Here is a 12,507-nt window from a genome sequence, read left to right as displayed (position 1 = left end):
CGGTCGCGCAGCCATCCAATCGACCTGCCGCAAGTCACGGCGGCCGTTACTCATCCCTCGGGCGGCATTCAACTGGACTCGTGTGTAAATCACATAAGTGATAGCGAAAAAGACCGGCTACTGGTGCGAAGGCGATCGCCGTAATCTGCATCCATCGACAGCACGAATCCAAATCGTCTTTACATGCTGTTCTCTTACACAGGAGATTGCCCACCATGAACGACCTGCTTGCTTTCGCTATCGACGCCCATGGCGGCCTGGATCGCTGGAACATGTTTACCCGCCTCAAGGCCGAAGTATCGATCGACGGCGCGATCTGGCACGTCAAGCAGCAACCCGGCGTATTCAAGGACAAGGTCCTGGAGATCGACACGCATAAGCAGTTGCTGACGATCACGCCGTTCCCGGCACCCGGTCAGCGTAGCGTGTTCGTTCCGGGCCGCATGTCGCTCGAAACGCTGGATGGAGAGTTGCTCGATAGCCGCTACGATCCCGAGGCCGCTTACGCCGGCCATGTACAAGAGACGCCGTGGGACAAGTTCCACGCCACCTATTTCGCCAGCGAGGCGCTGTGGACGTATCTCACGTCGCCCTTCCTTTACACCTACCCGGGGTTCGAGAGCGAAGAGATCGAGCCGTGGCACGAGAATGGCGAGGAATGGCGCCGCCTCAAGGTGACATTCCCCGCTCATATCCATAGTCATACAAAAACGCAGATCACCCATTTCGGCCCCGACGGACTGATGCGGCGCCACGACTACACCGTCGATATCCTGGGCGGCGCGAGCGGCGCCAATTACGTCAGCGACTATCGCGAATTCCAGGGCATCAAGATGCCGACCAAGCGGCGCATCTACGCCCATGACGAGAACATGCAGAAGGTGCCCGAGCCCTTGCTCGTTTCACTGGACTTCGGCCAGTTGACCTTCAGCTGACAGACCACGCGTCTTTAGCGCCGTACCGCATTCGACCGGGAGTCTCGCCATGTCTGCCGACTATCTTTTTGTGCCGCTCCAACTGGGCGCGTTGTCGCTGCCCAACCGTATCGTGATGCCGGCGCTTACCCGTATGCGTGCAGGTCCCGGTGGCGTGCCGTTGCCCATCAGCGCCGAATATTATGCGCAGCGTGCCTCGGCAGGACTTATCGTGACCGAAGCGACAGCGATCAGCGCCAATGCGCACGGGTATCCGCAGATGCCCGGCATTTATTCGCCGGACCAGATAGCCGGTTGGCGTCGTGTCACGGAAGCCGTCCATGCCAAGGGCGGCCTGATCGTACTCCAGATCGTTCACCATGAGCGCTGGTCGCATTCGAGTTACAACCCCGACGGCAGCCCGCCCGTCGCGCCTTCTTCTATCGCCGCTCCGGGCCTCGCCTATACGCCAGCGTTTCAGCAGGCGCCCTTCGAGACGCCGCATGCGCTGGAAACGGATGAGATACCGGAGATCGTCGAGGCCTTCTGGAACGCCGCGAGGAATGCACTCGATGCCAACTTCGACGGTGTCGAGATCCATGGCGCGAACGGCTTCCTGCTCGATCAATTCCTGCAGGACGGCAGCAATCATCGCAACGACGAGTATGGCGGCTCGATCGAAAACCGGACCCGGCTATTGCTTGAGGTCGTCGACGCAATCATCGACGTCATCGGCGCCGATCGCACCGCAGTGCGTCTCTCGCCACACGGCAACCTGGGGGGATTGAGCGACAGCGACACAGTGCCTCATTTCATCTACGTCATCCGCGAACTCGGTAAACGCGAGCTTGCGTATCTCCACATGATCGAGCCGCGTGCGTCGTCCGCCGGTTTTGGAGACGACGCGAGCGTCGACAACGCCAACAACGCCGCGCTGTTCCGTCATGCATTCGATGGACCGATGATCACCGCCGGCGGCTACAGCCCCGAGGCCGCGGTCCAGGTGCTCGAGTCGAAGCTGGCCGATGCCGTCGCGTTCGGGCGGATGTTCGTCGCCAATCCCGATCTGCCAGAGCGTATTCGAGGGGGCGCTGCGCTGAACCGGTTCGATCGGGCTACAGCCTATGCGGGAGGCTCGCAGGGTTATACGGACTATCCGAGGCTGGCAGCTGCCAGTCAGGTATGACAAAGACTTGCTGAACGGGCAGGAACCAATCAACTCAAGCCAAGGGAAACACCATGAACATTCAAGAGGAAAACAAGGCCATCGTCCTTGAAGCATTCGACACGCTCTTCAACCAGCGCGACTATGCCGCCGCAGCGAAATTCTGGTCGCCTCAATACGTCCAGCACAGTGCGCACATCGCTCCGGGCCGCGAGGGTCTTTTCGAACTCGTCAAGAACCTGCCTGACACACTGGTCTATGAACACGGCATCATCATGGCCGAAGGTAATTTTGTCATGGTTCATGGCCGCTTTTCGGGCAACGGCCGTGCGGTGGCTTTCGTCGCGGTAGATATCGTCCGGCTTGAGAATGGAATCCTGGCCGAGCATTGGGACGTGCTCCAGGATGAAGCAACCCCTGAAGGTTCTGCTAGTGGCCTGCCTATGTTCGGCGAGCATTTCCCCAACTGAACCAGACGCCCGATTGGTCGGTTTCAGTTAGCCGGGTGAGGCGGACGTCGCGCTCATCGCGTTACGTCCGTGGCTCACCCGGTTGCAACCATCAGGCGGGAAGTTGAGGAGCAGCGGGGAAGTCGACCGGTACGCGAGTTGTCCCGTGCAGATAGTTGGTCACCGTCTTGTCACCGATCACGACGATCGCGTCGACCAGATTGGCCTTCGTCCAGCCCGCGGCGAGGAACGCATCGACCAGTGCCTGATCGGCGTGCCCGCGGTTGACCGCGATGTTCTTCACCAACCGTGCGAGCGCGTCGAACTTCGCATCGAAACTCGCCCTGCCGCTGCGGATCTCGAGGATCTGCTCGTCGGTGAAACCGCTCATCTTGCCAATGACGGTGTGGGCCGCCAGGCAGTATTCGCAGCCGTTCACCTGGCTGACCACGAGGTTGACGACTTCGCGTGCCTTGCCGCTAATGCTGCTCTTCGCGTTCTGGAACGCGAGGTAGCTGCCGAGCGCATGCTCCGAATGAGCAAGCGTTGCGTACAGGTTGGGCACAGTGCCGAGACTGCTCTTGAGCTTGTCGAAGATGGCCTGGTTAGCCGGGGAGACTTCTTCGCGCATCGGGACATTGATCATGGTCATGGTGATACTCCTTGGCAAAAAAGATGAATAAAGTTGATTGAAAAAATCCGGGCGTTATTGCGCCGTGTAGGCGCCGTCGACCGCAATGTTCTGTCCGGTGAGGTAGCGCGCCTTGTTGCTCGCAAGAAAGACAATCGTCTGGGCGATCTCGTCCGGGGTGGCGGCGCGTCGTGCCGGTATCGTGGAAAGGAAGCTTGCCTTGCCCTCTTCGCTGCCGCCGGCAAAGCGGTCGAGCATTTCGGTGGCGACAGGACCCGGCGCTACGGCGTTGACGCGCACGCCTGCGGCAGCGCCTTCGAGCGCCGCGCTTTTCGTGAGGCCTTCGACCGCATGCTTGCTGGCCGCGTAGACCGACGCGCCCGCGATGCCGACCTGGCCCGCGATCGACGAGAGGTTGATGATCGAGCCCGCACCCTGCGCCAGCATCACGCGCATCTCGTGCTTGAGCGACAGCAGCGTGCCGAGCACGTTGACTGAGAACGTGTCTTCGTAGTTGGTCGCTGTCTGCTCGACGATCGGCGCCAGTTGACCTTCAGTGCCGGCGTTGTTGACCGCCACATCGATGCGGCCGAAACGCGCGACGGTCTGCTCGACCACGCTGCGCACTTCGGCTTCGAAGCGCACATCGGCGCGCAGGAATTCGGCTTCGGCGCCGAGGGCGCGCAGTTCGGCGGCAAGCGCCTGGCCTGCCTCCTCGCGACGGCCGCTGACGACGACGCGGTTTCCTTCGCGGGCGAAGGCAAGGGCGGTGGCGCGGCCGATGCCGGTCAGCGCGCCAGTGATAAGGACGACAGGTTGGTTCATATCAGTGCTCCTTCAGGTTGGGTGAAATCGCGTGAGCGATGACTGAACTTTGACTGATTCCGAATTAACGATATAGACGGTGTATGCTCATATAACTAATTCCCCGCAGGAATATATTGAGCAAAATGGACAAGCTTCAGGCAATGAAGACTTTCGTGCGCGTGGTGGAGGCGGGTAGCTTTTCCGCGGTCGCGCACGAGTCCGACACAACGCAGAGCGCAGTGAGCAAACAGGTCGCGGCGCTGGAGCGCGAGCTGGGCGCAAGACTGCTGACGCGAACCACGCGTTCGCTCGCACTGACGGAAGAAGGTGAACACTATTTCGAAAAGGCGCGGCGCCTGCTTGCGGAGATCGCGGAGGCCGAAGGCGCGTTGCGACGCGGCGAGCAGCAACTGACGGGCTGGCTGCGGATTGCGGCTTCGGTCGGCTTCGGGCGCCTGAAGCTCATGCCGCTGGTTCAGTCGTTTCTGGCGGAGCATCGCGGCGTGAAGATCGACCTGCGTCTTAGCGATGGTTTTATCGATCTCGTGGAGCAGGGGATCGACGTCGCGGTGCGCATCGGCGATCTGCCGGACAGCAGCCTGATTGCCCGTCGCGTGGGAACGACCCAGCGGATGCTGATGGCGCATCGCAGCTACGTGCGCTCACTGCCCAAAGGAACGAAGGTGCCCCGCGTTCCTGACGACCTGACCGATCACAATTGCATCGTCTACACCGAACTGGCGATGCGCAACGCCTGGAGTTTTACGGCAGGGCCCGGCGCGGTGGATCCGGCGGGAACTGCGCGCATTGTGCGCGTCAAAGGCAATTTGCAAACCAACAGCAGTGAGGTGATGCGGGCGTCGGTGCTCGCGGGTATGGGTATCGGATATTCGCCGACCTGGCTGTTCGATGATGAACTGGCCAGTGGCGAAGTACAGCGGATGTTGCCGGACTGGGAAACGATCCCTATCCCGATCCATGTGGTGAGCCCGCTTGCGCGCCGGCATTCAGCCAAGGTCAAAGCATTCGCCGAGCATGTCGGCAAGGCGATGGCCCGTAGCTGAAGGACGACGGTGCTTCTAATAGGCGTTGATACGAAGGGCGCGGTTCATTGAGCACTCTCCAGTGCGGGATAGTCGATATACCCGCTCGGACCGGGCGAGAAGAACGTGTTCCGGTCTGGCGTGTTGGACGGTGCATCGGCGAGGAAACGTTGTGGCAAATCCGGATTGGCGAGATACAGGCTCCCGAATACGGCGGCATCGGCGTGACCTTGTTCAATCAGCGCTTGCGCGGTCTCGTTGGTCAGCCCGCCGCCCGATAAAAATGGGCCATCGAACAACGGCCGCAGCAGCGCGCGATAGTCGAACTTGCTCCCCGTCATGGCTACATGGAGATACGCGAGCTTGAGCGAGTTGAGTTTCTGCACGAGATAGTGATAGGTCTCCTGCGGCGATGCATCGCTTACATCGTTGAAGCCCATTTCAGGCGCGATCTTGATACCGACGCGGTCACTGCCCGCTTCCTGAGACATCGCACTCAACACTTCCACAATGAAGCGCGCGCGATTGGCAAGCGAGCCGCCGTACGCATCAGTCCGCTGATTCGTTCCCGACGACAGGAACTGCTCCGGCAAATACCCGGAAGCCGCGTGCAATTCAACGCCGTCGAAGCCGGCCATCAACGCGTAACGCGTGGCGAGCCGATATTCCTCGACGATGTCCGCCACCTCACCAGTCTCCAGAGCGCGCGGCCGCACAAGTTCCTGCGGTCCCGTCGCCGTGAACACCGTGCCGGCCGGCTGGATCGCCGAAGGGGCAACAGGTGTTGCGCCGCCCGGCAAGAGGCTCGGATGGGAGATACGTCCGGTATGCATGAGCTGCAGGAAGATCACTCCGCCCTTGGCGTGAACGGCGGCGGTGACGCGCTTCCATGCCTCGATCTGGGACTCGGAATGAATGCCCGGCGTGCGCACATAACCCTTGCCCATCGGCGCGGGATAGGTGCCTTCCGTAATGATCAGGCCAGCGCCGGCGCGCTGTCCGTAGTAAGCCGCCGCCATGTCTGCGACCACGCCGGTGGCGTCGTCCGCGCGGGAGCGCGTCATTGGCGCCATGACGAGGCGGTTGCGAAGCGTGTAGCGGCCGATTCGGGTAGTGCTGAAGAGCGGGTTCATGTCGATTCCTTGTTTGTGAAGGGGTATCGATATAGTGCATTGATCCATATAAGGGATAAATAGCTATACTTGGAAACAGTAATCCACCAGTGGAGCAATCATCGTGGAAGTGTTGAGCTATATGCGTTTGTTCGTGGAGGTGGCTCGAACCAAAAGCTTCAGGCGCGCAGCGGAAGCGCTCGATATGCCCAATTCGACGCTGTCCCGCCATATCGCGGAGCTGGAAAAGACGATTGGCCTGCAGCTGCTTCATCGCTCTACACGCAAGGTCGAACTCACCGCTGCGGGCGACGTGTATTTCAAGCGTTGCCAGAGCATTGTCGAGGAAGCGCGTATGGCGCACGAATCCCTGGTCGATGTGGTGGAGCGGCCCAGCGGCACGCTGCGTGTGTCGATGCCGGTCGATCTCGCTATTGGCTATTTCGCGCCGATCCTCAGCGAGTTCGCCCAGGCTTATCCGTTGATCAGTTTCGAATTCGACCTGACGCCGCGCCGCGTGGATCTGCAGAGCGAGCCGTTCGACCTCGCCATTCGCATCGGTCCACCGCCGACGGCGCCCTCAACGCTCGTCGCACGCCAGATCGGGCTGTTGCCGCGTTATCTCTATGCATCGCCCGGTTATCTCAAGGCTGCGCCGCCGCTGCTCCATCCCGATGACCTAATTCATCACGTGGTGTGCATCGTGCAGGGGACGAAAAACCAGGAGGAGGTCCTGAGGACCTTTTATCGGGGCGACGAAGTGGTCAATGTAACGATTGCGCCCCGCTTCAGGATGAATAGCGTCGGGCTAAGCCGCGCGTTGGCAATTCTGGGTGATTGCATCGCGGTACTCGATACGGAGCTCGCGCGCGAGGAGGTGGCATCGGGCCGGCTGCGGCGGGTGCTGCCAGACTGGAGTCTTGCGCCTGTCCAGGTACATGCGATTACTGATACTCGCCTGTTGCCGGCGAGAACCCGGTTGTTCATCGATTTCATCAAGGCCCGGCTGCATCAGGCCGCCTCGAAGTAAGGGTCTGCCATACCGTCGCGCGTCCGTGCTAATGTGTTCGGCGCTTGGCTTCATCGACATCGCATTTTGCTAACAACACCCCACTTTCGGGACGCTCTGGACGCTTTATGAAAAAAGTTTCGCTGCTGCTCACTTTTGCTTTTATCGCTTCGTCATCTGCTTATGCCGCTACGGGAGCGACAGAAACGCTTCCTTCCGGCGTCACCGTGACGCAAATCAAAGAAGGTACCGGGCCGCAGCCTACTGCGGCAGATACCGTGACCGTCAACTATCGCGGCACGCTCGCGAACGGCACCGAATTCGACTCTTCGTACAAGCGCGGTACGCCCGCATCATTCCCGCTCGGCCAAGTCGTCCCGTGCTGGACGCAAGGCCTCCAGAAGATGAAGGTTGGCGGCAAGGCCAAGCTTGTATGCCCGCCGGCGACGGCATACGGCGACCGTGGCGTAGGTCCGATTCCGCCGAACAGCACGCTGACGTTTGAAGTCGAGCTGCTGAAAATCGGCAACTGACGCCCTGACGTCTATACGGCGCGCGATCACTTCCACCCACGCGTGAGGGCCGCGCGCCTTATGCAATTGCGATAACTTTTGTTATTGCAATTGCATTGCTTTTCATCGAAATTCGCTGCAAAGAGCAGGCGCTGCGCATGCAAGGGCGCATATCTGCTGCGGCGCTCTAATCGGCCAAATTCCTTCAGAATCAATTGTCGAACGTCATTAGGCGGATATGCCGATGTGAGTCAACGCTTAATTCCATTTCGAGGGCAAACGGTATTTCCTATATGAGTAACGCCCCTTGCCGTCATGATGGCCACGCGTTTAATCAGAGGATAGAGAGACGCGAAATAAGAATTTTCCAGCTCGCTGCCAGCCACACGGATCTGTCACCTGCGCCAAGTACAGTGCGCGGCAGCGCGCCCACGGCCGCATATGAAATGATTGCGGCCTCACGACTTGCAAACGTTTGGCCTTGGTTGCAGTTTTAATACACGTCCGGTACCATTAATTCACGAGGCGTATCATTTTTTTACCAAACTAACAAGCTGCCGGAACCGCCCGATTGATGGGATTTGCTGTCGTTTTTCCGAGCGACAGATCGGGTACGCAATTAGGTGCGTCATAAAAAGTCTCCCTGCATAACCCGTCGTCGAAGGCAAAAATGACTAAACATGCCTTTGAGACCGGTGTTAATAAAAAGAGGGCTGTATTTTAGTCACTTCCACCACCACGGCGACGCTGTGATCCGACACATTCTGGGCGGCTTGCTGCTGGCGATGTCATGTCTGGGCCGCGCGGTCGCCGCAGGGCCCGATTGCTCACGCCCCTTTACGCTCGCGCTGCACGATCACGGCCTGCTCTATTCCGCCGATACCGACACAGGCATCGACAAGGACTTCGCCGACGAACTGATCCGCCGAAGCGGCTGCAAAATTGGCGTCAGCCTCATGTCGCGCGCTCGTATCTGGCAACTGATCGAATCCGGCGCGCTTGATTTCAGCTTGTCCGGTATTGCCAACGCCGATCGCAACCGCTTTGCCTCCTTCGCCTGGTATTTCAGCAACAAATACTATTTGCTGGTGCGCAAGGACGCGGGCATGCATCAGCTGGCCGATTTCGAGCGTAGCGACCAGTTTCAACTGGGCGTGATCCGCAGCTTTCGCTATAGCGACTCTGCGAACCGGCTGGTCGACACACTCTCGGCTGAAAACCGCGTCAGCCAGGCGGGTGGTCTGGCACCGCTGTATGAGGCGCTGATCCACCGCCGCATCCAGGGCATGATCATGGAGCCGTTCGACTACCCGGCGCTCGATGAAAAGAAGATCCGCGATGTCACCACCATCATCGAGTTCAACGATCCCGCCATTCCGCATGGCCTGATCATGTCGAAGAAGGCGCTGTCGCCGGCCGAGCAGGATGAGTGGCGTGCGCTGGTGAACGAGATGCGCGCGGATGGAACCGTTCTCCGCATTTTCGAGAAGTACTTCAAACCCGACCTGGCTAAATCCATGGTCGATTTCCAGGCACCCCCGTGACCTGGGCGCGTCTGGTCTTGCTGCCCTTGCTGATCTTGTCCGCCGCACTCGGCGTTACCTGGATTGTCTGGGATCACGAACGGCAAGCCTCCCGCAACGAGTTGCTCTCCCAGTTCAATTTTTCGCTGGGCGACGCGGTGAGTCGCGTCGAACAGCGCATGTCGACCTACGAGCAGATGCTGCGCGGCGTGCAGGGCCTGTTCGCCGCCACCGGCATGATGGACCGAGACAACTTTCGCGACTACGTCCGTGCGCTCAATCTCGATGCCAACTTTTCCGGCATTCAGGCGATCGGGGTCGTCCAATGGGTGCCGGCGGCGCGCAAGGACGCGCATGTCACCGCGATGCACCAGCTGGGTTTCACCGGCTACACCATCCGGCCGGGTGGCTCGCGTGAAAACTACGCCCCGATCGTGCAGCGCGAACCGCCTATTGGCGGCAATCGCATCCCGCTTGGCGTGGACCCCTGGGCCGACCCTGTGCGGCGGCTCGCCATGGAGAAGGCGCGTGATTCCGGCATGGTGGCGGTGTCCGGGAAGGTCCGCCTGGGCGTGGATACCGGGCCGGACGCGAAACCGGCTTTCATCATGTACCTGCCGATCTACGCCCGGGGCCAGCCGCACGACAGCGTCGCCGAGCGCAGGGCGCATCTGGCCGGTTGGGTCTACGCCTCGTTTCGCATGCACGACGTCATCGCGAGCCTTTACGGCGATCCGCTGCCCGGCCTCGCTTTAGCCATTTACGATGGCGTCGAACCGTCCGAGGCGGCATTGCTGTACCGATCCCCCGACACAGGCGAGCAGCACCTGCCTCCGGCCATTTCGGCCGTTGAGTACCTGGTTGTGCCCGGGCACAACTGGACGCTCTCGATGAGCACCCAGGACGACTTCAAGGGCCGTTTCGGCCGTAACGCCGAGATGCTGATCGCCGTCACCGGTACGGGCCTGAGCCTGCTGCTGGCGCTACTTGCCTGGTTGATGGTGACTGGCCGCGGCCGCGCCATGCGGCTGGCTTCCACGATGACCCGCGAATTGCGCGAGAGCGAGGAAAAATTCCGCGCCATTGCCGACTGTACGGTCAACTGGGAAGTCTGGTGGGGACCGGACGGCAAGCCACGCTGGATCAATCCATCGGTCGAGCACTACACCGGATATACCGTCGAGGAATGCATGGCCATGCCGGACTTTGCCGGCACGCTGATTCACCCCGAGGACATGCCTCGTGTTGCCCCTGAGTTCCTGAAGGGCCTTCAGGGCTTTCGCGGCGAGGACCTTGAATTCCGCTGTGTCCGCAAGGACGGCTCGCTGGTCTGGCTGTCCGTTTCCTGGGTTCCGATCACGGATGCGAGAGGCGTGTTCACAGGCTTTCGGACCAGCGGGCGCGACATTACCGATCGCAAGCAAGTCGAGGCTGAACTGCGTATTGCCGCGGTCGCCTTCGATTCGCTCGAAGCCATGATGGTCACCGACGCCAGCAACACCATCCTGCGGGTTAATTCGGCCTTCACCGAATGTACCGGCTACACGGCTGAAGAAGTGGTGGGCCAGACCCCGAGACTGCTCCGCTCGCACCATCACGACGAAGCTTTCTTCACCGGGATGTGGGAGACGATCCACCGCATGGGTGGCTGGCAGGGCGAGATATGGGGGCGGCGCAAGAATGGCGAGGTCTATCCGAAATGGCTCACGATCTCGGCGGTCACGGGAGAGGGCGGGGTCGTCAGCCACTATGTGGGCACGCACCACGACATCACCGAACGCAAGATCGCGGAAGAACGAATCAAGGAACTGGCCTTCTTCGATGCCCTGACCCGTTTGCCCAACCGCACCTTGCTGCTGGATCGGCTGACGCAGGCCATCACGGTCAGCGCTCGAACCGGTGCGTGCGGGGCGTTGCTGTTCATCGACCTGGATCACTTCAAGACTTTGAACGACACGCTGGGTCACGACAAAGGCGACTTGCTGCTGCAACAGGTGGCGCAGCGTCTCGCGGCCAGCGTACGCGATGGCGACACCGTGGCGCGGGTGGGCGGCGACGAGTTCGTGGTGGTGCTGGGAAGCTTGCACGACACCTGGCAAGAGGCTGCCAGCCAGACTGAGGCCGTGGGTGAAAAAATCCTCGCGGTGCTTGGCAAGTCGTATCAGCTCGACGAGATCGACTACCGCAGTACCGCGAGTATTGGTGCTGCCGTGTTCAGGGGATATCAGACGCCCATCGACGAGCTCCTAAAGCAGGCCGACCTCGCCATGTACAAGTCGAAGGAACTGGGGCGCAACGCGCTGTGTTTCTTCGACCCGGCCATGCAGACCGTCGTGGTGGAGCGAGCCGCGATGGAGGCGGGTCTGCGCAAGGCTCTCGAGGGCAATCAGTTCGTGCTTCATTACCAGGCTCAGGTGATCGACGGCGACCGGGTCATGGGTGCCGAAGCACTGGTGCGTTGGCAGCATCCCCAGCGCGGTCTCGTTCCGCCTGCCGATTTCATTCACCTGGCTGAAGAGACCGGGCTGATTCTTGCGTTGGGAAATTGGGTGCTGGAAAACGCGTGTGCTCAACTGGCGTTATGGGCCGTCCGGCCGGACATGGCCCATCTCACGATTGCAGTCAACGTCAGCGCGCAGCAATTCCGCGAACCTGATTTCGTGGACAAGGTGCTGATGGTGATCAGTCGAACAGGTGCTAACCCGAACCGGCTCAAGCTGGAACTCACAGAGAGCGTGCTGGTCGACAATGTGCAGGACATCATTGAAAAGATGGTCGCGCTCAAGGCACGGGGCGTGGTCTTTTCGCTGGACGATTTCGGTATCGGCTATTCGTCGCTTTCGTACTTGAAGCGCCTGCCTTTGGATCAGTTGAAAATCGATCAGTCGTTTGTGCGCGACGTGCTTGTCGATCCGAATGATGCCGCGATTGCCAGGACTATTGTGGCGCTTGCGCAGAGCCTCGGTTTGGGGGTGATCGCCGAGGGGGTGGAGACTGAAGCCCAACGCGACTTTTTGGCCAGCGCGGGTTGTCATGCCTATCAAGGTTTCTATTTTTGTCGGCCGTTGCCTATTGAAGGGTTTGAAGAGTTTGCGGGCAAGGGGCGGTTGAGGTCGATAGCGGTCCGTGCATGAACGAGGTTCTTTTCGTTCGCACTCGGGGGGCTGGTTGGTGGGGTTTTGGGGCGTAAGGGGCGGGGGGATGCTGGGTTGCTGCTGCTTAGGCCTGCGGTCGGTTTAAGTTAGTTATTCTATTTATCACTATTAGCCACTGTGCGTGGCGGCACGTCATTTCTTTTTCCAACGGCGAAAAAGAAACAGAAGCAAAGAAAACGCCTCCCAA

11 protein-coding genes are annotated in these 12,507 nt (G+C 60.1%); 8 read left to right on the top strand and 3 right to left on the bottom strand.

The genetic code is table 11. From position 1 onward, the window contains the following. Window positions 1-215 precede the first annotated feature (215 nt). The 3 genes from M0D69_RS10395 to M0D69_RS10385 are packed head-to-tail and all read left to right on the top strand — an operon-like array spanning window position 216 to window position 2,549. The gene (locus M0D69_RS10395) at window positions 216-935 is read left to right on the top strand and encodes a hypothetical protein (protein WP_301781942.1); all 720 of its coding nucleotides are present in this window, start codon (window positions 216-218) and stop codon (window positions 933-935) included. A 49-nt stretch (window positions 936-984) separates the two neighbouring features. Continuing rightward, the gene (locus M0D69_RS10390) at window positions 985-2,100 is read left to right on the top strand and encodes an alkene reductase (protein WP_301781941.1); all 1,116 of its coding nucleotides are present in this window, start codon (window positions 985-987) and stop codon (window positions 2,098-2,100) included. Between the two features lie 53 nt (window positions 2,101-2,153). After that, window positions 2,154-2,549 carry a nuclear transport factor 2 family protein gene (locus tag M0D69_RS10385; RefSeq protein ID WP_301781940.1) on the top strand — a complete coding sequence of 132 codons (396 nt, stop codon included), beginning with the start codon at window positions 2,154-2,156 and terminating at the stop codon, window positions 2,547-2,549. A gap of 91 nt (window positions 2,550-2,640) precedes the next feature. On the opposite strand, the gene M0D69_RS10380 is transcribed toward M0D69_RS10385, so the two are convergent. Beyond that, window positions 2,641-3,180, bottom strand: a complete 540-nt coding sequence (locus tag M0D69_RS10380) for a carboxymuconolactone decarboxylase family protein (protein WP_301781939.1) — start codon at window positions 3,178-3,180, stop codon at window positions 2,641-2,643. A 54-nt stretch (window positions 3,181-3,234) separates the two neighbouring features. Further along, a complete protein-coding gene (locus tag M0D69_RS10375) occupies window positions 3,235-3,984 on the bottom strand; it encodes an SDR family NAD(P)-dependent oxidoreductase (RefSeq protein ID WP_301781938.1) in 750 nt (249 codons plus the stop codon). 125 nt (window positions 3,985-4,109) lie between these two features. Between M0D69_RS10375 and M0D69_RS10370 the strand changes: the two genes are divergently transcribed. Continuing rightward, window positions 4,110-5,030: a LysR family transcriptional regulator gene (locus M0D69_RS10370; RefSeq protein ID WP_301781937.1), complete on the top strand. Its 921-nt coding sequence runs from the start codon at window positions 4,110-4,112 to the stop codon at window positions 5,028-5,030. A 44-nt stretch (window positions 5,031-5,074) separates the two neighbouring features. Here the strand turns inward: M0D69_RS10370 and M0D69_RS10365 are convergent, their stop codons facing one another. Beyond that, window positions 5,075-6,142 carry an alkene reductase gene (locus tag M0D69_RS10365; RefSeq protein ID WP_301781936.1) on the bottom strand — a complete coding sequence of 356 codons (1,068 nt, stop codon included), beginning with the start codon at window positions 6,140-6,142 and terminating at the stop codon, window positions 5,075-5,077. A gap of 103 nt (window positions 6,143-6,245) precedes the next feature. Between M0D69_RS10365 and M0D69_RS10360 the strand changes: the two genes are divergently transcribed. The 4 genes from M0D69_RS10360 (at window position 6,246) to M0D69_RS10345 (ending at window position 12,299) form a co-directional block, all read left to right on the top strand. After that, window positions 6,246-7,151, top strand: coding sequence for a LysR family transcriptional regulator (locus tag M0D69_RS10360; RefSeq protein ID WP_301781935.1), 906 nt, complete (start codon window positions 6,246-6,248; stop codon window positions 7,149-7,151). Window positions 7,152-7,258: 107 nt separating this feature from the next. Beyond that, window positions 7,259-7,663 (top strand): FKBP-type peptidyl-prolyl cis-trans isomerase, encoded by a 405-nt coding sequence (locus tag M0D69_RS10355; RefSeq protein ID WP_122178009.1) that lies wholly within the window; start codon window positions 7,259-7,261, stop codon window positions 7,661-7,663. 728 nt (window positions 7,664-8,391) lie between these two features. Beyond that, the gene (locus tag M0D69_RS10350; RefSeq protein WP_301781934.1) at window positions 8,392-9,186 is read left to right on the top strand and encodes an ABC transporter substrate-binding protein; all 795 of its coding nucleotides are present in this window, start codon (window positions 8,392-8,394) and stop codon (window positions 9,184-9,186) included. Continuing rightward, a complete protein-coding gene (locus M0D69_RS10345) occupies window positions 9,183-12,299 on the top strand; it encodes an EAL domain-containing protein (protein WP_301781933.1) in 3,117 nt (1,038 codons plus the stop codon). Before M0D69_RS10350 ends, M0D69_RS10345 begins: the two co-directional genes overlap by 4 nt. Window positions 12,300-12,507 lie beyond the last annotated feature (208 nt).

Source organism: Caballeronia sp. SEWSISQ10-4 2, assembly GCF_030464885.1.
GTDB lineage: Bacteria > Pseudomonadota > Gammaproteobacteria > Burkholderiales > Burkholderiaceae > Caballeronia.
Note: the sequence above shows the minus strand (reverse complement) of the source record. Positions and strands in the feature narration are given on the sequence as shown.

Excerpts from the sequence above, each read along its gene's own strand:
- M0D69_RS10395 (WP_301781942.1), top strand. The coding sequence starts at position 216 with ATGAACGACCTGCTTGCTTTCGCTATCGACGCCCATGGCGGCCTGGAT.
- M0D69_RS10390 (WP_301781941.1), top strand. The coding sequence starts at position 985 with ATGTCTGCCGACTATCTTTTTGTGCCGCTCCAACTGGGCGCGTTGTCG.
- M0D69_RS10385 (WP_301781940.1), top strand. The coding sequence starts at position 2,154 with ATGAACATTCAAGAGGAAAACAAGGCCATCGTCCTTGAAGCATTCGAC.
- M0D69_RS10380 (WP_301781939.1), bottom strand. The coding sequence starts at position 3,180 with ATGACCATGATCAATGTCCCGATGCGCGAAGAAGTCTCCCCGGCTAAC.
- M0D69_RS10375 (WP_301781938.1), bottom strand. The coding sequence starts at position 3,984 with ATGAACCAACCTGTCGTCCTTATCACTGGCGCGCTGACCGGCATCGGC.
- M0D69_RS10370 (WP_301781937.1), top strand. The coding sequence starts at position 4,110 with ATGGACAAGCTTCAGGCAATGAAGACTTTCGTGCGCGTGGTGGAGGCG.
- M0D69_RS10365 (WP_301781936.1), bottom strand. The coding sequence starts at position 6,142 with ATGAACCCGCTCTTCAGCACTACCCGAATCGGCCGCTACACGCTTCGC.
- M0D69_RS10355 (WP_122178009.1), top strand. The coding sequence starts at position 7,259 with ATGAAAAAAGTTTCGCTGCTGCTCACTTTTGCTTTTATCGCTTCGTCA.